We start from the raw sequence: 23,227 nt of genomic DNA, 5'->3' as shown, positions 1-23,227 counted from the left end.
ATGGAACCCCAACTCCAGGCCGACCCGCCCGGGGCAGCCGCTCCCCCGGTTACCCGCCCGCCCCGGCGGCGCGGGCTGCTGCGGTACCCGGTGGTGCGGCAGCTGCTGCGGTTCACCGGCGTCGGCGTGGTGTGCACGGTGACGTCGCTGGCGCTCTTCGCGCTGCTGCGGCCCTGGATCGGACCGCAGCCGGCCAACGCCGCGGCGCTGATCCTGACCTCCCTGATGAACACGGCGCTGAACCGGCGCCTGACGTTCAAGATCAAGGACACGCACCGGATGCGCCGCGACCACCTCAACGGCCTGATCGTGATCCTGGTGGCGCTGCTCATCACCGGCGGCAGCCTGGGCATCCTGCACTGGGTCAAGCCGGACGCCACCGTGGCCGAGGAGCTCTGGACCACCACGCTCTCCGGCTTCCTGGCCACCGCTGTGCGGTTTACCATGCTGCGGCACTGGATCTTCCGGCGGGCCCGGCACCGCTAAGGCCCTTCGCCAATAGGCCCGGCGTTACGCCCCGAGGGAGCGCACGCTGCCGACCGCCCCGCGGACGGCGGCGGTCGCCTGGTCCAGCTCGGCCGCGGTGATGGCGGCGTCGAAACTGAACCGGACCGCCGTCTGCGCCACCGCCGCGGGGATCCCCATCGCCACCAGCACCGGGGAGGGCTCATCGGACCCGGCGGCGCAGGCCGAGCCGCTGGAACACACCACGCCCCGGCGCTCCAGCTCCAGCAGCACCGATTCGCCGCTGGTGCCGGGAAAGCAGAACGAGGCCACGGAGGGCAGCCGCTCGGCCGGGTGCCCGGTCAGGACCGCCCCCGGCACACCGGCGAGGACCGCGGCGACGAACCCGTCCCGCAGGGCAACCACCCGGGCGGCACGGTCGGCCTGGTCCTGCGCCGCGAGCGTCAGCGCCGTCGCCAGCGCCACCGCGGCGGCAACGTTCCCGGTCCCGGAGCGGCGGCCGCGTTCCTGGCCGCCGCCGTGGACCAGGGGCTCCAGCCGGGTCCGGCCGCGCACCACCAGGGCGCCGCAGCCCTTGGGCGCGCCGAGCTTGTGCCCGGACACCGAGAGCGCGGCCACGCCCAGCGCCTTCGCGTCCAGCGGCAGCCAGCCGGCGGCCTGCACCGCGTCGGTGTGGAGCGGGACGCCCGCGGCCGCGGCCAGGCCGGCCAGCCGGGCCACGGGTTGGACGGTTCCCACCTCGTTGTTGGCGTACATGACGCTGGCGACGGCGGTCTCCGGGCCCAGCACCGCGGCGAAGGCATCCTCCGTGACCTGTCCGCGGCGGTCCACCGGGATCACGTCCACCGCGAAGCCGTGCACGCGTTCGAGGTAGCGGGCGGATTCGGTCACGGCGGGATGTTCAACGGCGCTGATGGCCACCCGGTCCAGCCGGGGATCCGCAGCGCGGCGGGCCAGCGCGATCCCCTTGACGGCCAGATTGTCCGCCTCCGTGCCGCCCGAGGTGAACACGATTTCCCCGGGGCGGCAGCCCATGACCCGGGCCGCGGCCGCCCGGGCGTCGGCGAGCGCCTCCGCGGCCGACTCCCCCAGCGAATGGTGGCTGGAGGGGTTGCCGAACTCCCCGCTCAGGTAGGGCCACATGGCCGCGAGAACCTCCCGCCGGACCGGCGTGGTGGCGGCCGCGTCGAGGAAGATCACGGCGTCCCCTGGGCTCCCAGGTCGGGCTGCGGACCGGTGCCGGAGCCGGCGTCGGTGTCCAGATCGGTGCCCCGTTCAAGGTCCAGTTCAATATCCAGCCCCAGGTCCAGGGCGGCGACGCTGTGGGTGAGGGCCCCGATGGAGATCACATCCACGCCCGTGGCGGCGATCGAGGCGACGGTGCCCAGGTTGACGTTGCCGCTGGCCTCCACCCGGGCGCGCCCGGCCACCAGGTCGACGCCGTCGGCCAGCTCCATCAGCGTGAAGTTGTCCAGCATGATGGTGTCCACCCCGGCGGCGAGCACCGGCTCGATCTGCTCCATGGTGTCCACCTCCACCTCGAAGTGGGTGGTGTGGCCCAGCCGGGCCTTCGCCTCCCGCAGCACGGCGGTCAGCCTGGCCGGGTCTCCCCCGGTGAGCACGGCCAGGTGGTTGTCCTTGGCCAGGACGGCGTCCGAGAGTCCCGCGCGGTGATTGCTTCCGCCCCCGCACCGCACGGCGTAGCGTTCCAGCACGCGCAGTCCCGGGGTGGTCTTGCGGGTGTCGGTGATGCGGGCCCGGGTGCCGGCCACAAGGGCCACGTACTCGGCGGTCTTCGTGGCAATCGCGCTCATCCGCTGCACCAGGTTCAGGGCCACCCGTTCGGCCAGCAGCACGCCGCGGGCGTCACCGGTGACCCGGGCAAGGGGCGTGCCCGCGTCGAAACGATCCCCGTCGGCGAGCAGCAGGGTCACGACGGCGTCCGGGTCGACGAGTTTCATGGCCGCCGCGAAGACCTGGCCACCGCTGAACACCCCGGGCACGCGGGCGGCCAGCACCGCCGTCGCGCGGGTCCCGGCGGGGATGAGTGTCTGGGAGGTGATGTCCCCGTAGGGGGCGTCCTCCGCGAGCGCGGCGCGCAGGACGGCGTCGACAGCGGAGGCCGGCAGGGTCCCGGCGACGGCTGCGGGAACGACGGCGGGGCTCGCGGCCGGGCGGGGGCTGCGGGCGGCCGGGGCGGGTGCTGTCATGACGTGATCCTTTGCTTGGAACGGGTGGCGTGCCGCGGGCCGTGGGTGGGCTGCGGCAGGTGGAGGTACCGGGGCTCCGGGGTGTCCGGGACAGCCGCCGCCGCCTCCGGGTCCGCCCGGAAGTGGGCGCCCACCGAGCCGGTGCGGCGCCGGGCCGCCTCAACGAGGAGCGTGGCGGCCAGCAGCAGGTTGCGGTCCTCGTGCCCGGCCTGGTCTGCGCTCTCCGATACGGTCTCCGGGCGGAGGTCGGACGCCCAGGCGGCGAGCCGGGCCGCCGCAGCGTCCAGCCCGGCGCCCGTGCGCGAGACCCCGGCGGTCCGGGTCATGAGCCGTCCCAGGGCATCCCGGGAAAACGCCACGGGACGGGGGTCCGGCGTGACGTCCCCCAGTGGGGCCGACCGGGCAGTTCCCTTCACGGAGGAAGGCGCCGCGTGGTCGCCGAGGAAGTCCTCCACGGCCCGGCGCCCAAAGACCAGCCCTTCCAGCAGGGAGTTGCTGGCGAGCCGGTTGGCCCCGTGCACCCCGGTGCGGGCGACCTCCCCGGCGGCGTAGAGCCCCGGGACGGTGGTGCGCCCGGCGAGGTCGGTGGCGACGCCGCCCATCCAGTAGTGCGCCGCCGGCGAGACGGGCACGGTCTCTGCCGTCCAGTCGTAACCGGCCGCGCGCGTGCCCGCGGTGATGGTGGGGAACCGTCGTGCCAGGTAGCCGGCGCCGCGGGCGTCCTCGATCCCCCGCGCGTCGAGGTGGACGGCGGTTCCGGGGTCGGCGCCGGTTGCGGCGAGGTGCAGGGCGATGCTGCGGGAGACGACGTCGCGCGGTGCCAGTTCGGCGTCGGGGTGGTAGGCCGGCAGGAAGCGGCGGCCGGCGGCGTCGCGGAGGACGGCGCCCTCACCACGCACGGCCTCGGAGACCAGCAGGGCGGGCGGGCCGTCGGGGGTGTCGGCGGTGGCCAGGGTGGTGGGGTGGAACTGGTAGAACTCCAGGTCCCGGACGGCGGCACCGGCGCGCCAGGCCAGGGCCAGGCCGTCGGCGGTGGCGACCCGCGGGTTGGTGGTGCGGGAGAACATCCGGCCTGCACCGCCGGTGGCCAGCAGCACGGCCTCGGCGTCCAGTTGGTGTCTGCGTCCGCCGGCGAGGTAGGCGACGCCGATGACCGCCGCGGGGTTTTGGTCGCGGGCCTCCTGGTCGCCCGTATCCGGCCCGGTCAGCAGCGCGGTGGCGAAGGCCCCGGTGAGGACCCGCAGCCGCCCGCGGGCGGCCTGTTGCAGCACGGCGGCACCGAGGGCGTGGGAAATCCGCGCGCCCGTGGCGTCGCCGCCGGCGTGCAGGATCCGCGCGGCGGAGTGTGCCGCCTCCAGGCCCAGCGCGGGACCACCGGTGGCGGCGGCGTCGAACTCCACGCCGAAGCGGCGCAGCCCGGCGATGTCCCGTACCGCCTCGGTGCAGAGCACCCGGACGGCCTCCGGGTCGCACAGCCCGGCGCCGGCGGCGAGGGTGTCGGCGATGTGGGCGGCGACCGAGTCCCCGGAGGCAGCCTCTCCCGGGCCCAGGACGGCGGAGATCCCGCCCTGGGCGTAGCCGGTGTTACCGTCCCCGAGCGTCCCCTTGGTCAGCAGCACCGCCTCGACGCCGGGAGCCTCGGCCGCGAGCAGCGCGGCGTAAAGCCCGGCGATGCCGCTGCCGATAATGACCAGACGCCTGGTCACGGCCGCGCCGCCAGCATGCGTTCCAGTGCCACCCGGGCCGGGGCCGCGACGTCGTCGGCCACGGTGATCCGGTTGACCACCTCGCCGCGGACCAGGGACTCGAGCACCCAGGCGAGGTAGCCGGGGTGGATGCGGTACATCGTGGAGCAGGGGCAGATCACCGGGTCCAGGCAGAAGATCGTGTGCTGCGGGTACTCCGCGGCCAGGCGGTTGACCAGGTTGATCTCGGTGCCGACGGCGAAGACCGTGGGCTCGGTGGCGGCCGCGATGGCCTTCCGGATGAAGTCGGTGGAGCCGGCGGCGTCCGCTGCGTCAACCACCGGCATCGGGCACTCGGGGTGCACGATCACCTGCACGTCCGGGTACTCGGCCCGCGCCTTCTCGATCTGCGCGACGGTGAAGCGCTTGTGCACGGAGCAGAAGCCGTGCCAGAGAATCACGCGGGAGTCCTGCAACGTCTGCTCGTCGTTGCCGCCGAGGTCCTTGCGCGGATTCCACATCGGCATCTGCTCCAGCGGCACTCCCATGGCCTTGGCGGTGTTGCGGCCCAGGTGCTGGTCGGGGAAGAACAGCACCCGCTGGCCGCGCTCGAACGCCCATTCCAGCACCGTGGCGGCGTTCGAAGAAGTGCAGACGATGCCGCCGTGCTCGCCGCAGAAGCCCTTGAGTGCGGCCGAGGAGTTCATGTAGGTGACCGGGACGACCGGGACCCGGCCGTCGGCGTCGGGTTCGGTGCCGAAGAGTTCCTCCAGCTGCTCCCAGCACTCGGTGACCGAGTCGATGTCCGCCATGTCCGCCATCGAGCAGCCGGCGGCGAGGTTGGGCAGGATCACGGCCTGCTCCGGGGCGGAGAGGATGTCCGCGGTTTCGGCCATGAAGTGCACGCCGCAGAAGACGATTGCCTCCGCCTCGGGCCGGGTCAGCGCCGCGTTGGCCAGCTGGAAGGAGTCGCCCACGAAGTCGGCGTATTCGACCACCTCGTCGCGCTGGTAGAAGTGGCCCAGGATCACGGCCCGGTCCCCCAACGTGGCCTTGGCGGCGCGGATCCGGGCGTCGAGTTCGGCGTCGGTGGCCCGCTTGTACTCCTCAGGCAGCTCCCCCTGCCGCGGGGTCGACGGCGGGGCCACGTCGGCTGCCGAGGCGCCCGGACCGTACGCCGGGACGCCGGCGAGGGCCTCGGCCAGGTCGAAGTCCCAGGGACCGCTGGCCAGCGCGGGGCTGCACGTGGACCCCGCGGCCGCACTGCCTGTTACCTGGCCTGTGGCCGCTCCCCGGGTGATCAGCTGGATCGCCGTGTTGACGCTGCTCATGGTGTGCTCCTGTGGTCGGGATCGAGGCCGGGGCGGCCGGTGTAACGGTAGAGGCGGGGCGGGCGGTGTTTGCCGCCCTGGAGGTATTCGTCGGTTTCCTCGATTTCCGGGGCTGCCTTGATCTGGCGGCGGAAATTCGCGGGGTCCAGCTCGCGGTCCAGGACGGCCTCGTAGACCTCGCGCAACTGGGCGAGGGTGAAGTACTCGCCCAGGAAGTGGAAGGCGATGGGGCCGTATTCGAGCTTGTTGCGCAGCCGCCACAGCGCGTAGTCGACGATCGCATTGTGGTCGAAGGCCAGCTGGCCAGGCCGGTCCGCCCGCACCCAGCGAACGTTCTCCGACTCGTCGGCGAGCGCCGCCTCGGTGGGCCGCACCAGCGCCCAGTAGACGATCGAAACCACGCGCTGGGTGGGTGAGCGGTGCAGGCCGCCGAAAGCGTAGAGCTGTTCGAGGTAGCTGGGCGCCAGGCCGGTGGTCTCGCGCAGGTTCCGGGATGCGGCATCTTGCAGGGACTCGTCGTGGCTGAGCGGGCCGCCCGGGAGCGCCCACAGGCCCTTGTACGGTTCACGGATCCGCCGCACCAGCGGGATCCAGAGGGTGGGCCGGCCCGAGGTCTCGCTGGGCCGGAGGGCGAAGATCACCGTGGAAATGGCCAACGACGGCGGCGCGAGGCGGCGCTCGCTGACATTGGCCGGTGAGGTGTACATGGTGCTCTGCCCCCGCGGTTCGGGGTCCGGGGCCGGTGGCGGACCCCGGCCGGACGGCTCCGGCCCGACTGCCGGAGTAGTTATAGTCCGATTGACTAGAACTGATTCTACGCCGACGCCGGCGGGGCACCAAATGGTGACGGCGCGCTACTGCGGGCGGGCCGCTGCCTCCAGCAGCGGCAGCGTCCTGCCCTCGAAGTGGGTGTTGAGCACGATCACCGACGAGGAGCGCAGCACGGTCCGCGTGGCGATCATGGCATCAAGGACCCTCTGCAGGTCCGGGTTGGAGCGGGCGGCGATCCGGGCCATCAGGTCCGAACTGCCGGAGACGGTGTGGATCTCGATCAGTTCCGGGATCTGCGCCAGCGCCTCGACGACGGCGTCGTGGCCCAGGTCCTGGTTGATGGTCAGCGAGCAGAACGCCACCACGGGGTAGCCGAACCGGGCGGGGTCCGGCTGCGGCACCCAGGAGCCGATCACGCCGGACTCCTGCATGCGGTCAAGCCGGGACTGCACGGTCGCGCGGGCCACCTTCAGCACGCGGGAGGCCTCCAGCACGGAGGAGCGCGGGGAGTCGGTGAAGAATCGGACAATTTTGGCATCGAGCGCGTCGACGGTCATGGCGGATTCCTCGATTTCGGGCGAAGCGGAAGTACAAACAGCCGGAAAACGGCCAGTTTGGAAAGCAAACTGCCACCATAATCTCACGCCGGTGGTTCTTCGGCGCCGCGGACGGGCGGTAAATTCAAATGGTCCCAAAAGGACATCCCACCACGCAGAGAAGGTCCGCCAGATGACAACGAAGTCCGCCGCGACGGAACCCGGCCGCGAGCTCGGCCACACCATGCTGCCCCGGCAGCTGACCATGATGGGCCTCGGCAGCGCGATCGGCGCCGGCCTGTTCCTGGGCTCCGGTGCGGGCGTCCAGGCCGCCGGCCCCGCCGTCCTGCTCTCCTACCTGGTGGCCGGGACGCTGATCATCATCGTGATGTGGGCCCTCGGCGAGATGGCCGCGGCGAACCCCGTCAGCGGGGCGTTCTCCGTCTACGCCCAGCGCGCCCTCGGCAACACCGCCGGCGCCACCGTGGGCTGGCTCTGGTGGCTGCAGCTGGTGGTGGTGATCGCCGCCGAGGCCCTCGGCGCGGCTGGCCTGCTCTTCACCGTCTGGCCGGTGCTGCCGGTCTGGGCCCTGTCGCTGATCTTCATGGCGGTGTTCACCGCCATCAACCTCGCCGGCGTGAAGAACTTCGGCGAGTTCGAGTTCTGGTTCGCGATCCTCAAGGTCGCCGCGATCGTGATCTTCCTGATCATCGGTGCCGCCCTGATCCTCGGGCTGCTGCCGGACGTGCCGGGCCCGGGCCTGTCCGTCATCACCGCCGACTTCGCGCCCGCAGGCCTGGGCGGCATCGCCACGGCCCTGTTCGTGGTGATCTTTGCCTTCGGCGGCACCGAAATCGTCAGCGTCGCCGCCGCCGAGACCAAAGACCCGGAGCGCAGTGTGCGCCACGCGATCCGGACCGTGGTCTGGCGCATCCTGGTCTTCTACATCGGCTCGGTCTTCGTGATCGCCGCGGTTCTGCCCTCGACGTCGGAGGGGCTGAAGTCGCCCTTCGCCGGAGTCCTGGACGCCGCCCGGATTCCCGGGGCGGGGGCCGCCATCACCCTGGTGGCCGTCGTCGCCCTCCTCTCGGCCCTGAACGCGAACCTCTACGGGGCGTCCCGGATGGCCTTCTCGCTCTCCCAGCGCGGGGAGGCGCCGCGGGTGCTGTCCCGGCTGAACGCCGCCCGAGTCCCGGTGGTGGCGGTTGCGGTCTCGGTGGCCTTTGGCTTCATCGCCGCCGTGCTGGAACTGCTCTTCCCGGACCGGATCCTGCCGGCGCTCTTCCAGCTGGTGGGATCGACCTGCCTGGTGGTCTGGGGCTCGGCCCTGGTCTCGCAGCTGGTGCTGCGCCGCCGGGCCGACCGGGACGGCACCGTGCTGCCGCTGCGGATGAAGGGGTTCCCGGTGCTGACGATCGTCGGCCTGGTGCTGCTGGCGCTGATCTTCGCGGTCGGGTTCAGCAGCCCGGAGAGCAGCAAGCAGCTGGTCAGCACCCTGATCCTGGTGGCCGCCATCGCCGCAGCCTGCTGGGCCGGGGCCCGATTCGGCAGGACCCGCCGGACAGACGGCTGACCCGACCGGGGCGCAGCTATACAAGCTGCTACCCATGGAGGCGTAGACGCCGGCAGATTTTGGCAGATTGGCCAGCGTGTTGTGGGCTGATTGCCCAATGCCGAGCCCGTGACTAGGGTCACAGCCATGGATACACTCCCGCTTGCGGTGTCCGGCGACGACGCCGCACCGCTTACCCCCGACCAGCTGCGCGAGCTGTACACGCTGATGGCGGCCGTCCGGCACCTGGACACCTCCGCCATCGCGTGGCAGCGCCAGGGCATCATTCCCGGCTACGCGCCCGAGCTCGGCCAGGAGGCGGCCCAGGTGGGCAGCGCCTACGCCGTGGACACCAGCCGCGACTTCGTCTTCCCCACCTACCGTGAGATGGGCGTCGCCCGGACCATGGGCGTGGACATGGTGGGCTATATGTCCACCCACAAGGCCACCTGGCACGGCGGGCTCTACAACCCGCTGGAATCCCGGCTCGCCCCAATCCAGGCTGTGGTGGCCGGCTCGGTGCTGCACGCCGTCGGCTGGGCCCACGGCCAGACGCTGGAGAATGCCACCGGCGTTGCACTGACCTACTTCGGCGACGGCGCCTCCTCCCAAGGCGACGTGCACGAGGCGCTGAACTTCGCCGCCGTCATGAAGGCTCCCGTGGTCTTCTTCGTGCAGAACAACGGCTGGGCGATCTCCGTGCCCACCGAACGCCAGGTTGCCGGCGGCTCCGTCGCCGCCCGGGCGGCCGGCTACGGCATGCCGGCGCTGCAGGTGGACGGCAACGACGTCGTCGCCGTCGTCGAGGCGACCCGCCGCGCCTTCGCCCACGCCCGCGCCGGGCACGGGCCGGTGCTGATCGAGGCCATGACCTACCGGCGAGGCCCACACTCGACCTCGGACGATCCGGGACGCTACCGCTCGCTCGATGAGGAGCGCGACGGCGCCGGCGCGGACCCGCTGGAGCGGCTGAAGCAGCGGCTGCTGGCCGAGGGGCTCGCCGACGAGGCGTTCTTCGCGGAGGCCCTCGCCGCCGCCAAGGCCGAGGAGGAAGCCATCCGCACCGGCATCCAGGCGCTCGGGTCCCGGCCCGGCACGGAAATGTTTGACCTGGTCTTCCAGGAACCCACCCCGGCCCTGCAGGCGCAGGCGGCCACCTGGCGCGAGGAGTCCGAACATGTCTAGCCCGACCCTGGAAAGCGGCACCGCCGCCACCGAGACCGCCACCGTCACGATGTCCATGCAGCAGGCCCTGAACCGGGCGCTGGATGAGGTGCTGGCCGACAACCCCAAGGCGGTGATCTTCGGCGAGGACTGCGGCCGGCTGGGCGGGGTCTTCCGGATCACCGACGGACTGCAGGCCAAGCACGGCGCGCAGCGGGTCTTCGATACCCCTCTGGCCGAATCGGGCATCCTCGGGATGTCCGTGGGCCTGGCGATGGCCGGCTTCCACCCCATCCCCGAGGTCCAGTTCGACGGCTTCGCCTACCCGGCGATCAACCAGATCGTCTGCCAGATCGCCCGGATGAACTACCGCAGCCGCGGCACGCTGCCGATGCCGATCACCCTGCGCGTGCCCAGCTTCGGCGGTATCCGCGCCCCCGAGCACCACGGCGAGAGCCTGGAGGCGCTCTTCGCCCACGTTCCCGGGCTCAAGGTGGTCTCGCCGTCGAACCCGCACGAGGCCTACCACCTGCTCAAGCACGCCGCCACCCGCCCGGACCCGGTGATCTTCATGGAACCAAAGTCCCGCTACTGGCAGAAAGGCGACGTGGACACCGCCAACCCCGGCTCGCCGGAGGGCGCCAAGGTAATGCGCGAGGGCCGGCACCTGACCCTGGTGGCCTGGGGCGCGATGGTGGCCCGCTGCCTGCAGGTGGCCGAACTCGCCGCCGAGGACGGGATCGAGATCGAGGTCCTGGACCTGCGCTGGCTCAAACCGATCGACGCCGCCGCGCTGGCCGCCTCGGTGGGCAAGACCCGCCGCGCCGTCGTGGTGCACGAGGCACCATTGACCTCCGGCCTGGGCGCCGAAGTGGCCCAGCTGATCACGCAGGCCTGCTTCGACACCCTCAAGGCGCCGGTGGAACGCGTCACCGGCTTCGACGTCCCCTACCCCTCCGGGGACCTGGAGGACGAATACATCCCGAACATTGACCGGATCCTCTTCGGCATCCAGCGAGTATTGGAGTACAAACGTGGCTGAACTTTCCTTCCCCCTGCCAGACCTGGGCGAGGGCCTGATCGAGGCAACGGTGCTGGAATGGCTCGTTGCCCCCGGCGACCAGGTGGAGCGCAACCAACCCCTGGTGGAGGTTGAAACCACCAAGTCCGCGGTCGAATTGCCCAGCCCCCAGGCGGGTAAGGTAGTGCGTATTCACGGCGGACCGGGCGAGAAAATCAACGTCGGCGAGCCGCTGATCGTGTTCGAGGTGCCGGATGACACCGCCGGCATCGTGGGCACCGTCCCGAAGGAAGAGGCACCGAAGCGCCGGGTCCGCCTGAGCGCCGTACTTGATGAGGACTGAGGCCATGAGCGGCAGGCACACCGGGGAACAGCACCAACACACGGTCGAGGGCACCGACCCGCAGCTATACGTCAACGTGGTCGACCCACAGGACGACGCCGGCCTCCGCCCGGTCCTGCTGCTGCACGGCTTCTCCTCCTCCTCCAAGCTGAACTGGGAGGACACGGGCTGGATCACGGCCCTCACCCAGGCCGGCCGCCGCGTGATCGCCGTCGACCTTCCCGGCCACGGCCGCAGCGGCGCCCCGGAGGACCGGGACTCCTACTCCCCCAGCCGGATCCGTGCCGACCTGCTGCAGATCGCGTTCGACGCCGGCGCGCGTCCCCTGCGCGACGGCGACCCGGCGTCTGGCCTTGACGTGATCGGCTACTCCCTGGGATCCCGGCTTGCCTGGGAATTCGGCGCCACCCAGCACGAGCTGGTGCATCGCCTGGTCCTGGGCGGCCCCAACGTGGCGGACCCGCTGGCCGCGTTCGACCTGCCCGCCGCGCAGCGTTACCTGGCCGACGGCACCCCGATCGCCGACGACTCCACCGCGGGGCTGCTGAAGATGGCCCAGCTGCTCCCGAGCAACAACATCTTCGCGCTGCTGTCCCTGATCGAGGCGATCAAGGACGAACCCTTTGACCCGGCCGAGGCGGTCCCGCCAATGCCGATGCTGCTGGTGGCCGGCGAGAAGGACGAGCGGGCAGCCTCCATGCCCGAGCTGGCCGCGCTGGGCAGCAAGGCCGGGGCCCTGGTGGAGCAACTGGTCCTGCCGGGCCGCAACCACACCAACGCCGTCACCAGCCGGGCCTTCAAGCAGGGAGCCATCGAGTTCCTCGGCGTCTAGGACCCGGCCCCGCTCAGTAGTCGACCCCCGGGTCGGGCTTGCCCTCCATCTGGAAGCACGCCGACGAGGAGAGCGTGTAGAGCGCATTCCGCTGTGGGTTGAACTCGATCGAATGTCGGAACCCCTCCCGACTGACGATCACGAGTTCGGGGATCCCGTTGATGCTGGTCTTTTCCTCCACGGTCCAGCCTTCCTTGCCGGACCACGCGGCCTTGATCTGCTGCAGCAGCCCGGCGCCGTCCGCCTCCGGGGTGAGGACCAGATCCATCGTTCCCGGCCAGTAATAGCTGTTGGCGTCGCATTCAAACAGGGCACGGGAGGTCTCCGTCTGGGTCGTCGTCGCGATCTCCGCGGCGGGGACCACCGCCATCAGTTCCTGCTGCTGGTTGCGGGTTGACTGCTTCGCGGTGGCGAGGTCCATGCTGGGGCTCCTGGGGTCGGCGGCGGGTGCACAGGCGGCCAGGATGGCAGCGAGGCAGGTGAGGGTCACGGCGGTGTACAGCCGGCGGACGGACGGGGCGGGGCTCATCGCCGGCCGCCGAAAATGACCTTGGCAACGTCCTCGCGGGCCGCCCGGTTCCGCGCGTCCTGGGCGTTGGCAATCAGGCTGTGGTTTTCGATCTTGGCCATCGGATCCGTGGTGATCTTCACCGGGCCCAGGACAATGTTCCGCGCCGGGTCATCGTAGATGTGCTTGGTGAACGCGGGATCGGCCAGCGGGTACTTATCCCCCACCAGGCCGAGGCCCTGGGCGGTGGCCAGCGCGTCGAAATCGTAGGCGAAGTGGTCATAGGCGGTGCCGGGATCGGCAGTCCACCCCTCCGGCATCCAGGCCCCGGACAACGAAATCTGCCGGTCGTAGTGGGCGCCGTACATTTCGGAGGATGCCACGGCCGCCTCGCCCCAGCTGTGGGACACCGCGACGGTGCGGGCTCCGGAGGGGTTCTGGTCCGCCAGGGACGCCTCGAAGGCGGCCAGTTTCCGTCCTGCTGCCTCGCCGAAGGCCTTGTCCGCCGACTGCCTGAAGGTCCCGTCCTGCGGGAACTCGCTGTTTTTGTAGACGAAGGCCGCCGTCCGGCCGGTGGGATCCGACTGCTGCAGGTACGCGGCCATCTTCTGGGCACTGCCGGCGTAGAAGTCGCCGGCCGTCGCGAACGTGCCGGGCACGTAGGTCAGGACCGTTGTGGTGCTGCTGTCATAGTCGCCGATCATCTGAATGAGGTTACCTTTCGCCGGGTCGTACGCCGCCAGGCGGATGTCCCCTTGACCGTTTTCCTCAGGTAGTGAGCCTCCTCCGTCGACCCCTTTCCCTCCCGCTCCAGCTCCGCCAGGCGGGTGCCGGCGGCGACGCGGTTCGCCTCGATCCTGGTATCGACCGGCAGGCCGTCCGTGTTGCCGGCCGCGTAGGGGTAGAGCCGGAGGAAGTCGGCCCGTCCGGCCGCGTCCAGGCCGGCCCACCACCGGCCGACCTGGTGCGGCGTGAGTGCCGAGAGCGCAGCGGGCGTGAGCAGAACCGACGGCGGCGCGGACAACGGGGTGGACCCGCCGTCGAGGGCCCCGCCGGAGGGGGCCGGGGCACCCGCTGCGGCGCTGGCGCTCTCCTGTTGGTCGGCGTGGGCGGTGAGTTCGCGCTGCATCTGCTGCAGCCCCGCCACCGCCCGGGCGAGGGACTGCGCGTGGACGCGGTCCCACTCCGACCGGAAGGCCCCGGCGTCGTGCCCCTGCCAGTAGGCCGACCCGGCGATCTCCGCGCCCAGGCGGCGCTGCAGGCTGCCCAGGCTTCCCGCCCCGCTGCCCGCGCGCGCGGCCAGGCTGCGCAGCTGCGCCACGTCGGCGCCGTAAAAGGTTCCGGCCACTCAATGCCCCCATTAGTCCACACATTGCATAAGCGTCAGGCCGCGTCCGGCAGCCCACCGCGTCAGCCTACCGGGATTTTTCCATTTGATGGATGGATAGTGCTCCCCATCGGTCCGGCGCGGCAGCCGCCGTCGTATGTCCGGGACCGCCAACAGCAACGCGGGGCCACGTGCTGCCCGCCCGGCGGTACCGGATGAGCGCACGTGACCCCGCGCGGTGTGGTGCTGCCTGCCGGCAGCCGCGGCCTAGTGGTGGCTGCTGACGCCCAGCGGGCGTCCCTTGGTTTCCTTGGCCAGCACGACGCCGACGGCGGAGATGACGCAGAGGATCATGATGTAGATACCGATCGATCCGGTCCACTTGGTGCCCTGCAGCAGGGCCTCGGCGATGGTGGCCGCGAAGGCGCCGCCCAGGATCGCGCCGAAGGCGTAGCCGATGGAGATGCCCGAGTAGCGGACGTTGGCCGGGAACATCTCGGCGTACATCGCGGACATCGGACCATAGGACAGGCCCAGGCCCACCGTGAGGACGAACAGCGCGATGCCGTACAGCATGATGTCCTTGGTGTCGATCAGCGCGAACATCGGGATCATCCAGGCGAAGACGATCGCGTAGCCGATCAGGAAGGTCTTGACCCGGCCGATCTTGTCCGAGAGCCAGCCGCCGACCAGGGTGAAGATGAGCCAGCCGAAGGACGCCAGCGTGGTGGCCAGCAGGATCTGCGGGGTGGGCATCTTCAGGGTCTTGGTGGCGTAGGAGATGAAGAAGGCGATCAGCAGGTAGCCGGCGGCGTTGTTGCCGATGAAGATCAGCGTCGAGTAGAGGACGGCCTTCTTGTGCTTGCGGACGAGCTCGCCCAGCGGGGCCTTGCTTTCCTCCTTGCGCTCCTGCATCTCCTTGAAGACCGGGCTTTCGGCCACGGCACGGCGGATCAGGTAGCCGACGACGATCAGCACGATGGAGAGCAGGAACGGCACCCGCCAGCCCCAGCTGGCGAAGTCTTCCTTGGACATGCCGGTGTTGAGGAAGTAGAGCAGGCCGGTGGCGAGGATCATGCCGACCGGGACACCGATCTGCGGGTAGGCGCCGAACAGTCCGCGGCGGCTGACCGGGGCGTGCTCGACGGCCATCAGGGCTGCGCCGCCCCATTCGCCGCCGGCGGAGAAGCCCTGGATGACGCGCAGCAGGATCAGCAGGACCGGGGCCCAGAAACCGATCTGCGCGTAGGTGGGCAGGACGCCGATCAGGGCGGTGGCTGCACCCATCATCACCAGGGTGAAGACCAGCATTGCCTTGCGGCCGAGGCGGTCGCCGAGGTGGCCGGCGATGATCGCGCCGAGGGGACGGAACAGGAAGCTGATGCCGATCAACGCGAACGAGAGGATCTGGGCCAGGCCCGGGTTGGAGGCGTTGAGCGGGGCGAGGAAGAGCGGGGACAGCAGCGTTGCTGTCAGTTGGGCGAAGATGAAGAAGTCGTACCACTCGATGGTGGTACCGACCAGCGTCCCGGCGAGGACCTTGCGTTCCTCATGTTTAGTGCTGGGGCCCGCCGCTGAATCGACGGTTGAAGTTGCGGTCATTGGAACTCCGTTGCTGGGGCAGAGGTACTGCCAGTGGGTGCTAAGTGTTGCTGTGCCTACCGATTTACTGATCGAACGGTCAGTTAGTACCGTGAGCCTACTACAAAAGTTGTGATGAGGCACACATTTCCGGTTGATGACGAACCGACATCGGTCGGTGTGCTGTTCTATAGTTGAACTTGCTGTTCATATATGGAACACTGTTGTCACACGCTACTTCACTGTGACCCCGCGCACAAGGGGCGCCCGTCCCGGCACCCCGTTGCGGTCCACCACCGCAGCGCCGCAGGAGCGGGCCGCGCGAACTTAGGAGCCGTGCAAATTTAGGATGGGCATATGACCCCCAACGCCGGCGTCCAGGCGCCCCCGTCCCAGACCCTCTCCCGCGGCATCCGCGCGCTGGAGATCCTCGCGGACGCCCCGGAACCCATGACCATCGCGGAGCTGGCCGTTGCCATGGGGGTCCACCGCTCGGTGGCCTACCGGATCCTGCGGACCCTTGAGGACCATTCCCTGCTGGTCCGCGACGACGCCGGACGGGTCCAGCCCGGGCCGGGCCTGGCCGTCCTGGCGCGCGGAGTGTCCCGCAACCTGCAGACGGCGGCCCTGCCGGAACTGACCCAGTTGGCCAACGCCCTGGCCATGAGTGCCTTCCTGGCGGTCTGGGACCGGGAGGACTGCGTCACGCTGGTCACTGTCGATCCGCGCCATGCCGGCCCCGCCGTCGTCCAGCACCCGGGATCCCGGCACCCGATCAACGCCGGCGCGCCCGGGATCGCCATCCAGTCCGCCTATACGGAGGAGGAATGGCGTGCCCTGGCACCGGCAGTGCCGTACCGGACCGAGGCCGCCACGGCCCGCCGGCTTGGCTACGCCGCCAGCCACGACGAGGTCATCCCGGGCGTCTCCTCGCTGGCCGTCCCGGTGCGCGTGCCCGGCGGCCGGCCGGCGGCCTTGGCCGTGGTGTACCTCAGGGCCGCGCAGGATCCCGCCGAGGTGGCCGCGGCCCTCACCGCCGGTGCCGCCCGGATCGAGGCCCAGCTGGGCTGAGCCCTAGGTGTAGTTCCCACGGAGGTTGTGAACGCGGCTGATGGGGGTTTTGCCTCCGATGCCGGTATGGGGTCTGTGGTGATTGTAGTGGTGGAGCCAGTCTGGGTAGGTGGCTGCCCGTTCGGTTTCTGATGTGTAGGGCCGGGCGTATGCCCATTCCGTGGCGAGGGTCCGGTTGAAGCGTTCTACCTTGCCGTTGGTTTGGGGCCGGTAGGGGCGGGTCCGGCGTTGCTTGATGTGCGGGCCCAGTGCGGCGGCGAAGGCTCTGGAACGGTAGCAGGCCCCGTTATCGGTGAGCACGGCTTTGACGGCAATTCCGTGGGCTGCGAAGAACGCGGTCGCGCGGAGCCAGAACGCTGCGGCGGTTTCCTTCTTTTCGTCGGTGAGGATTTCTGAGTATGCGAGCCGCGAGTGGTCATCCACGGCGTGGTGCAGGTAGGCGTAGCCGGTCCCTGCGCGGCGGTTCCTGCGGCCCAGCGCCCGGCCCAGGGTGCGGTGCCCGCCGCCTTGTGGGATGCGCCCAAGTTTCTTGATGTCCACGTGGATCAGGTCCCCGGGATGGTCGTGTTCGTAGCGTCGTGGCGCAGGCTTGCGCACGGGCAGGCCGGTGCTTTGGTCAAGGCAGGCCAGTCGGGGCATCTGGTACCGGGCCAGGACCTTGCCTACCGTCGAGCGGGCAAGGTGTAGGTGGGCCGCGATCCGGTGGGGTCCCCAGCGGCGGGTGAAGCGCAGCGCCAGGATCCGCCGCTCAGTGCGGGTGTTGGTGCGGTTCGGGCTCCGGTGAGGTCGCGATGACATGTCAGCCATGCCGTCCTCGCCGCAGGCCCGGTACCGGTCCACCCATTTCTTGGCCGTGGCCGGCGAGCACTGGAACCGTTCTGCGGCGCGGCGCAGAGTCCAGTCCTGCTCGATGACCAGCCGTGCGAGCTTTCCCCTGGCCCTGGGTGTCAGGTCTGCGTTGGCATGGGTAACGTAGGACACGAGAGCCTCCTGGCGTCGAGATGAGTGTGGTAACCCAAATCGATACCGGAGGCTCTCGCTCTTTACATCAAGCCACGCTGTTCACAACCTCCGTGTGAACTACACCTAGGGCTGCCGGCGAAGGACGACGGCGGCAGCGGTGCCCAGCAGGAACAGGGCACCGGCCGCGCAGACCGGCACGATGAACGCCGTGGAGTAGCCGGCGGTCTGCGCCAGTTGGCCGGCCACCGAGGAGCCGATGGCCGTGCCGGCGACAATCCCGCTGGCCAGCGCGGTCATGACGGTCCCGAGCCGCCCTGCCGGCGCCACCAGGCCGCCGATGCCAAAGACGGTGACCATCAGCGGCCCCACCGGCAGCCCGAGGACCAGCAACACCACGATCATCGGCGGCAGGGAATCGGGCAGCAACAGCAGCGGCGCCAGGGCCGTCATCAGGCCCGCGCAGGCCAGCCACCGGGTGCGGAGCCCGATCCGCCGCGGCCAGTACGCCACGGACAGGGCGGCCGCGGCGGAGCTCAGGCCCATCACGGCATAGAGCAGGCCGGCCAGTTCGGAGCCGGCGAACCCGGCGGAGAAGGAGCTCAGCGAGGTCTGCGTGGCGCCGAAGAAGGTCCCCATGCAGACCATGGCCAGCACCGGCACGGCAATCGTGACGGCGGCCCGGAGCCGGGCCGCCGTGGAGGCCTGTGCCGCGGCGGTGGGGATCCCGGGCTCCTGCGTCCGGCGGGTGCGGGGCACGGCGAGGTGCGTGGGGTGGACGGCGAAAGCGGGCACCAGGGCCAGGGTCAGGACCGCGGCGATGGCCAGGGGCAGCCAGGGGCTGAGCAGGCTGGCGATGATGCCCACGAGCGCGGGGCCGAGCACGAAGGTGATCTCGTCGGCGGTGCTCTCGTAGGACAGTGCCGTGTCGAGGTCCCCGGGCCGGCCGTCCCGGCCTGAGGTCAGGGCCATCCAGCGGACCCGGGCGAGCGGTCCCACCTGGGGGCAGCTGGCGCCGGCGATCAGGGCGGCGGCGAGGACCGGCACAGCGGCGGCAACGTCACGCGCGTCGGGCACCAGGTAGGCGGCGAGGATCAGGGCGGTCACGGCTGCGGCGTTCAGCAGGGCGGCGACGATCAGGACGCGCCGCTGGCCGAGCCGGTCTGCGAGCGCGCCGAAGACGGGGGCGCCGGCCGCGGACCCGATTCCGACGGCGCCTGCCGCGGCACCGCCGACGGCGTAGGAGCCGGTGACCGCGGTGACGAGGGTGAGCGCCCCGACGGTGAGCATGGCCAGGGGCAGGCGGGCGGCAAGGCCCAGGGGGATGAAGCCGCGCCCGGCGAGGATGGGGAGCCGGGCGAACCGGCCGCCGCGCTCCGGGGCCTGAGCCTGGGGCGGGAGTTCGACCTGGGCAGCGTGGGCCGCTGCTGATGCCGGGCCGGCGTCGGGCGCGGAGGCATCCGGGGACGCGTGAGGCGTCGATGAGGCTGAGGGGTTCATGGTTTCCGGGTTCGCTAAGAGGTGCGCATCGTCCCCCCTCCCGATGCGCGCGACCCGGTGACCGTCCCAGTATATCGGGCGGCACCTGCCGTGGCCTCACCCGGGACGGCGTTCGGGGGGCAGCTCCCGGCCGGGCTTAGGCGGGCACCTCGTCGGAGATATGCAGGGTGGAACCGTTCCGGCCCTTCACTACCTGCAGCTGGGTGGTGATCCGCTGCTTCATCTCGGCGACGTGGCTGACCAGGCCCACCACCCGGCCGCCGTCCCGGAGACCCTCGAGGGCATCCATGACCTGCTCCAGAGACTGCTCGTCCAGGCTGCCGAAGCCCTCGTCCACGAAGAGCGTCTCGACGTCCACGCCGCCGGATTCCATCTGCACCACGTCGGCCAGTCCCAGGGCGAGCGACAGCGACGCCATGAAGGATTCGCCGCCGGAGAGGGTGGCGGTGTCCCGCCGCTGCCCGGTCCAGAGGTCCACGACTTCCAGCCCGAGGCCGGACTTCTGCCCGCGGGAGGCCTTCGCGTCGGTGTGCTGGAGCGTGTACCGGCCATCGCTCATGCCGATCAGCCGCTCGGAGGCCGCGTCGGCCACCTGCTCCAGCCGGGCGGCCAGAACGTAGCTGTTCAGGCTCATGCGGTAGCTGTTGTCGCCGCCGCCACGGGCAGCCTCGGCCACGGCGGTCAGCAGCGCCGCCCGCTCCCGCGGTTCCCGGCCGGCCTCGGCCAGTTCGCTGTAGCGGGACCGGAGTCCGGCCAGGGTCCGTGCCGAGGAGGCGGCCAGACCGGCGGACACCCCGGCGTCCCGGGCCACATCCAGCGCCGCGGCGGACTCGGACCTGAGCTGCTCGAGGGCACCGGCCGGGACCGGTCCCTGGTCGGCGAGTTCCGCGGCCGCCAGGACCAGGTCCTCCCCCGCGAACAGTTCCTCGAGGCGCGCGGTTTCGTCCCGTCCGGCACGCACGGCGGCTTCCAGGTCGGCGGCGTCCCGGGCGGACAGCAGCATCTCCCGTGCGGCGTCGGCAGAGTCGAACCCGGCGGCGGGCAGGGCCTGCTCCAGCCGCTCCCGGGCCTCCGCGGTCCGGGACCGTGCCTGCGCCAGGCTGACGGCGGCCGCGTCGGCGTCTTCGAGGAGGGCAACGGCCGAGTCCACGGCGGCGATGCGGCCGGCCAGTCCGGGGTGCCCGCTTCGGAGGTCCAGCAGGGTGGCGTCGAGCTCGGCGGCCTGGGAGTCCACCTCGACGACGGCGGCACGGGTCCGGGCCAGCTCGGCGGCGGAATCCTCCCGCGCGTCCTCGAGGGCGGAGATCTCCTCGTCCAGCCCCTCGCAGCGGTTCCGGGCGGCGTCGAGGTCTGCGGCTGCTTTCGTTGCCTCCGCGGCCCGGTCCCGGGCGCGCCCGGCCTCAGTCAGCGCGTCTTCGAGGGCTGCATCCCCGCCCTGGGCGGCGAGGACGGCAAGGTGCTGGCGGGCGTCGGCGAGTTCGCGGTCGAGGTCCGCGAGCACCGCTTCGGCCGCCTCGGCGGCGGCCTGGGCGGCCTTCTCGGCGTCGGCCATGGTCAGCGCGGAGGCCCCCAGCGGTGCCGGGGCGGGGTGGTCCGGGCTGCCGCAGACAGCGCAGGGCTCCCCCGGGTGCAGCTGTGCGGCCAGTTCCGCGGCGGCGTTGGCCAGGCGCTCCTCGCGGAGGTCCAGCCAGGCCTGGCGGCGGTCCTGGTGGGTATCGCGGGCCACGCGGCGCCGCTCGGCCAGCCGGTCGCAGTCCTCCGCGGCCGCGGCGTGCCGCTTCACGACGGCCACGAGTTCGTCGGCCGCGTCGGCTTCCTTGACCCGGAGCTGGAGATCGGCCGCCGCCTCCTCGAGCGGGGCCAGGACGTGCCGGAGCCCGAGGGCGTCCGCCCGGAGCGCTTCCAGCCGCGCCGCGGTGGTTGTACCGGCGTCGGTGAGCCGTTCAACGTCCCGGTGCAGGCCCACGGAGCGCGTGCGCAGCGCGGCGAGCCGTTCCTCATCCGGCATCCGTTCGGCCAGGACGGCCCGGAGGCTGCGCAGCCGGGTCACGCCGGAGCGGAGCGCGGCGGGGTCGGGTCCGCCCTGGTCCGGGGCCAGGCCGGGCAACGCCGCCAGTTCGGGATCGGTGGCAGCTGCGGCGTGCAGGACGGTAGCCGCAGCCGTGGCCGCTTCCCCGGCGCGGTCCTCGGCGGCGGTGGCGCCGTCGAGGGTCTCTAGGTGTCCGCCCAGGACTTCCGCCTTACGGTGCCGGGCAAGCCGCTCTTCGGCGGTGCGCAGGTCCGGGGCAGCCGCCTCGGCCAGCTCCCGCCGCTGCCGGGCGGCCGTGAGGCGCGCCTGGCGGGCGGCCCGGGCCGCGAGAGATTCCGCACGGGCGGACAGGTCGGCGGCGGTGGCATCGGCGTCCCCGGCGGCGGCGCGGCGGGCAGCGCCGGCCGCTTCCGCCTCGCGGCCGTACCAGTCCAGCAGCGCGGCGGGGTCGTCCTGCGAAACGTCTTCCGAACCGCCGTCGGGTTCAATCCCAAGCCCGGCGGCTTCGGTGCCGGCCTGGGCCACGAGCAGCGCCAGCTCCCCGTTGAGGGTCTCGACCTCGGCCCGGGCGGCTGCTGCCTTCCGGCCGAGCTCCTGTTCGACGGCCTCAAACCGCTGGGTCCCGAACAGGCTCTGCAGGAGGGCCAGGCGGTCCGCGGCCTTGGACCGCAGGAACGCGGCGAAGTCCCCCTGCGGAAGCATGACCACCCGGGTGAACTGGTCCCGGTCCATGCCCAGGAGGGCGGTGATCTCAGCCCCGGCCTCGTCGTTGCGGCCCGACTTCTCCACCCAGGTGCCGTCCACCCGCTCCCGGAGCAGGGTGTTCGCCTTCTGCTCGGTGAAGCCGTTCTTGCCCCGGGCGCTGGGCTTGTTCCAGGCCGGGGTGCGGGAGACCTCGAAGTGCCGCCCCTTGGCCGAGAATTCGCAGGTGACCCGCGGTTCGGCTCCCGCCTCGGCGTGGTCGCTCCGCAGCCGCTTGCCCTCCTGCCGGGCCCCCGGAACGGAGCCGTAGAGGGCGAAGCAGATGGCGTCGAGGACGCTGGTTTTGCCGGCGCCGGTGGCACCGTTGAGCAGGAACAGGCCATGGGCGCTGAGCCGGTCGAAGTCGATTTCTTCCGTGCCGGCGAAGGGGCCGAACGCCGAGATTTCCAGGCGGTGGATCCTCATCGGGATACCCCTTCCAGCCGGACCGCTTCGAGTGCCTCGGCAAGGACGGCCGCTTCGGCCTCGTCCGCGCTCCGGCCGCGGACGTGCTCCAGGAAGCCGCAACAGACGGAGAGGTCGTCGACGGCGGAGGCAAGCCGGCTGCTGTAGCTGGTCTTGGGTGAGTCCTTGGCGCCCTCGGGGTCGAAGCCGAGCACAAGGGTATCCGGGAAGCGGGCGCGCAGCCGTTCCATGGCCTGGGCGGGGCGTTGGGCGTCCGTGAGCGTCACCTGGCAGTACGCCGTCTCGGCCCACGCCAGCCCTTCGTCGGCGAGCAGCTCCTCAAGCGTCCCGCGAAGCACCGCGAGCTCGCGCGGGGCTTTCCAGTGCACCTCCGTGACGCTGTCCACGCCGTCGGCCGTGATGTCCACCAGCCAGCCGCCCTTGCGGTGCCGGGCCTCGGAGAAGGAGTAGGCCAGGGGCGATCCGGAGTAGCGGACGGCCGGGGAAAGCTCCTGCCGGCCATGCAGGTGGCCAAGGGCCACGTAGGAGAACCCGTCGAACAGGTCCAGCGGCACCGCACCGACGCCGCCAATGCTCAGGTCGCGCTCACTGTCGGAGCTGATCCCGCCGCTGGCGAAGGTGTGGGCCAGTACGACGGAGTGGACAGTGCGCCCGGCGGCCCGGGTGGCGAGGTCGGTGCGGACCAGGGACGTGGCGGCACGGGTCACCTCGAAGTGGCTGGCCGTGTCGACGCCGAGGGCGCCCGCGACCAGCCGGGGTTCCAGCCAGGGGATGCCGTAGATGGCCAGCTGCGGGCCGGCGTCGTCGTCGCTAAGCGGCAGCAGCAGGGGCGTGGCGAGGTCGTCCAGCCGGGTCCGCAGGTGCACGCCGCCGCGTTCCAAAAGCCGGGAGGCGAAGCCGAGCCGGATGGCGGAGTCGTGGTTGCCGCTGGTCAGCATCACCGCGGCACCGGCGTCGGTCAGCCGCACCAGGGCGTCGTCCAGGAGCCCGACGACATCGACGCCGGGCAGCGCCCGGTCGTACACGTCGCCCGCGATGAGGACGACGTCGACCTTTTCGTCGCGGACGAAGGCGACCAGCTGGTCGACGAAGGACCGCTGCGCTTCAAGCATTCCGACGCCGTGGAACGACCGGCCCAGATGCCAGTCCGAGGTGTGCAATAACCGCATATAAC

At 71.3% G+C, this 23,227-nt stretch carries 21 protein-coding genes; 7 read left to right on the top strand and 14 right to left on the bottom strand.

The genetic code is table 11. The features are described 5' to 3' along the window. A complete protein-coding gene (locus tag ABC337_RS14570; protein WP_412883369.1) occupies nucleotides 1-486 on the top strand; it encodes a GtrA family protein in 486 nt (161 codons plus the stop codon). A gap of 24 nt (nucleotides 487-510) precedes the next feature. On the opposite strand, the gene ABC337_RS14565 is transcribed toward ABC337_RS14570, so the two are convergent. The 6 genes from ABC337_RS14565 to ABC337_RS14540 all read right to left on the bottom strand — a co-directional run bounded on the left by ABC337_RS14565 (nucleotide 511) and on the right by ABC337_RS14540 (nucleotide 7,019). Then, nucleotides 511-1,665: a cysteine desulfurase family protein gene (locus ABC337_RS14565; RefSeq protein ID WP_412883370.1), complete on the bottom strand. Its 1,155-nt coding sequence runs from the start codon at nucleotides 1,663-1,665 to the stop codon at nucleotides 511-513. Next, nucleotides 1,662-2,675: a carboxylating nicotinate-nucleotide diphosphorylase gene (nadC, locus tag ABC337_RS14560; protein ID WP_412883371.1), complete on the bottom strand. Its 1,014-nt coding sequence runs from the start codon at nucleotides 2,673-2,675 to the stop codon at nucleotides 1,662-1,664. The genes ABC337_RS14565 and nadC overlap by 4 nt, the downstream gene beginning before the upstream one ends. Next, nucleotides 2,672-4,381 carry an L-aspartate oxidase gene (gene nadB, locus ABC337_RS14555; RefSeq protein ID WP_412883372.1) on the bottom strand — a complete coding sequence of 570 codons (1,710 nt, stop codon included), beginning with the start codon at nucleotides 4,379-4,381 and terminating at the stop codon, nucleotides 2,672-2,674. Before nadB ends, nadC begins: the two co-directional genes overlap by 4 nt. Then, nucleotides 4,378-5,691 (bottom strand): quinolinate synthase NadA, encoded by a 1,314-nt coding sequence (gene nadA, locus ABC337_RS14550; RefSeq protein ID WP_412893246.1) that lies wholly within the window; start codon nucleotides 5,689-5,691, stop codon nucleotides 4,378-4,380. The genes nadB and nadA overlap by 4 nt, the downstream gene beginning before the upstream one ends. Next, a complete protein-coding gene (locus ABC337_RS14545; protein ID WP_412883373.1) occupies nucleotides 5,688-6,398 on the bottom strand; it encodes an NUDIX hydrolase in 711 nt (236 codons plus the stop codon). The genes nadA and ABC337_RS14545 overlap by 4 nt, the downstream gene beginning before the upstream one ends. Before the next feature lie 147 nt (nucleotides 6,399-6,545). Continuing rightward, on the bottom strand, nucleotides 6,546-7,019 hold the full coding sequence (locus tag ABC337_RS14540) for an Lrp/AsnC family transcriptional regulator (protein WP_412883374.1): 474 nt from the start codon (nucleotides 7,017-7,019) through the stop codon (nucleotides 6,546-6,548). A 172-nt stretch (nucleotides 7,020-7,191) separates the two neighbouring features. Between ABC337_RS14540 and ABC337_RS14535 the strand changes: the two genes are divergently transcribed. The 5 genes from ABC337_RS14535 to ABC337_RS14515 all read left to right on the top strand — a co-directional run bounded on the left by ABC337_RS14535 (nucleotide 7,192) and on the right by ABC337_RS14515 (nucleotide 11,910). Further along, a complete protein-coding gene (locus ABC337_RS14535; RefSeq protein WP_412883375.1) occupies nucleotides 7,192-8,571 on the top strand; it encodes an amino acid permease in 1,380 nt (459 codons plus the stop codon). A 126-nt stretch (nucleotides 8,572-8,697) separates the two neighbouring features. Next, nucleotides 8,698-9,735: a thiamine pyrophosphate-dependent enzyme gene (locus tag ABC337_RS14530; RefSeq protein WP_412883376.1), complete on the top strand. Its 1,038-nt coding sequence runs from the start codon at nucleotides 8,698-8,700 to the stop codon at nucleotides 9,733-9,735. Next, complete coding sequence (locus ABC337_RS14525) at nucleotides 9,728-10,756, top strand: alpha-ketoacid dehydrogenase subunit beta (RefSeq protein ID WP_412883377.1); 1,029 nt, start codon at nucleotides 9,728-9,730, stop codon at nucleotides 10,754-10,756. The genes ABC337_RS14530 and ABC337_RS14525 overlap by 8 nt, the downstream gene beginning before the upstream one ends. After that, nucleotides 10,749-11,078, top strand: a complete 330-nt coding sequence (locus ABC337_RS14520) for a biotin/lipoyl-containing protein (protein WP_290257447.1) — start codon at nucleotides 10,749-10,751, stop codon at nucleotides 11,076-11,078. Before ABC337_RS14525 ends, ABC337_RS14520 begins: the two co-directional genes overlap by 8 nt. 4 nt (nucleotides 11,079-11,082) lie before the next feature. Beyond that, on the top strand, nucleotides 11,083-11,910 hold the full coding sequence (locus ABC337_RS14515) for an alpha/beta fold hydrolase (RefSeq protein WP_364134822.1): 828 nt from the start codon (nucleotides 11,083-11,085) through the stop codon (nucleotides 11,908-11,910). Between the two features lie 13 nt (nucleotides 11,911-11,923). Here ABC337_RS14515 and ABC337_RS14510 read toward each other — a convergent pair whose 3' ends face one another. The 4 genes from ABC337_RS14510 to ABC337_RS14495 form a co-directional block, all read right to left on the bottom strand. Continuing rightward, nucleotides 11,924-12,439 (bottom strand): hypothetical protein, encoded by a 516-nt coding sequence (locus ABC337_RS14510; protein ID WP_412883378.1) that lies wholly within the window; start codon nucleotides 12,437-12,439, stop codon nucleotides 11,924-11,926. Beyond that, nucleotides 12,436-13,122, bottom strand: coding sequence for a hypothetical protein (locus ABC337_RS14505; protein ID WP_412883379.1), 687 nt, complete (start codon nucleotides 13,120-13,122; stop codon nucleotides 12,436-12,438). The genes ABC337_RS14510 and ABC337_RS14505 overlap by 4 nt, the downstream gene beginning before the upstream one ends. Beyond that, nucleotides 13,119-13,766 (bottom strand): WXG100 family type VII secretion target, encoded by a 648-nt coding sequence (locus ABC337_RS14500; protein WP_412883380.1) that lies wholly within the window; start codon nucleotides 13,764-13,766, stop codon nucleotides 13,119-13,121. The genes ABC337_RS14505 and ABC337_RS14500 overlap by 4 nt, the downstream gene beginning before the upstream one ends. Nucleotides 13,767-14,012: 246 nt before the next feature. Next, nucleotides 14,013-15,347, bottom strand: a complete 1,335-nt coding sequence (locus ABC337_RS14495; RefSeq protein WP_412883381.1) for an MFS transporter — start codon at nucleotides 15,345-15,347, stop codon at nucleotides 14,013-14,015. Between the two features lie 336 nt (nucleotides 15,348-15,683). Between ABC337_RS14495 and ABC337_RS14490 the strand changes: the two genes are divergently transcribed. After that, complete coding sequence (locus ABC337_RS14490; protein WP_412883382.1) at nucleotides 15,684-16,397, top strand: IclR family transcriptional regulator; 714 nt, start codon at nucleotides 15,684-15,686, stop codon at nucleotides 16,395-16,397. A gap of 3 nt (nucleotides 16,398-16,400) precedes the next feature. Here the strand turns inward: ABC337_RS14490 and ABC337_RS14485 are convergent, their stop codons facing one another. From ABC337_RS14485 to ABC337_RS14470, 4 genes are all read right to left on the bottom strand, one after another. Continuing rightward, complete coding sequence (locus ABC337_RS14485) at nucleotides 16,401-17,378, bottom strand: IS481 family transposase (protein WP_412883383.1); 978 nt, start codon at nucleotides 17,376-17,378, stop codon at nucleotides 16,401-16,403. A 105-nt stretch (nucleotides 17,379-17,483) separates the two neighbouring features. Further along, the gene (locus tag ABC337_RS14480; RefSeq protein WP_412883384.1) at nucleotides 17,484-18,857 is read right to left on the bottom strand and encodes an MFS transporter; all 1,374 of its coding nucleotides are present in this window, start codon (nucleotides 18,855-18,857) and stop codon (nucleotides 17,484-17,486) included. A gap of 136 nt (nucleotides 18,858-18,993) precedes the next feature. After that, the gene (locus ABC337_RS14475; protein ID WP_412883385.1) at nucleotides 18,994-22,053 is read right to left on the bottom strand and encodes an AAA family ATPase; all 3,060 of its coding nucleotides are present in this window, start codon (nucleotides 22,051-22,053) and stop codon (nucleotides 18,994-18,996) included. Next, a complete protein-coding gene (locus tag ABC337_RS14470; protein ID WP_412883386.1) occupies nucleotides 22,050-23,222 on the bottom strand; it encodes an exonuclease SbcCD subunit D in 1,173 nt (390 codons plus the stop codon). Before ABC337_RS14470 ends, ABC337_RS14475 begins: the two co-directional genes overlap by 4 nt. Nucleotides 23,223-23,227 lie beyond the last annotated feature (5 nt).

It is taken from the genome of Arthrobacter phoenicis, from assembly GCF_047238215.1.
Classification (GTDB): domain Bacteria; phylum Actinomycetota; class Actinomycetes; order Actinomycetales; family Micrococcaceae; genus Arthrobacter.
This window is presented reverse-complemented; position numbering and strand designations above follow the sequence as displayed.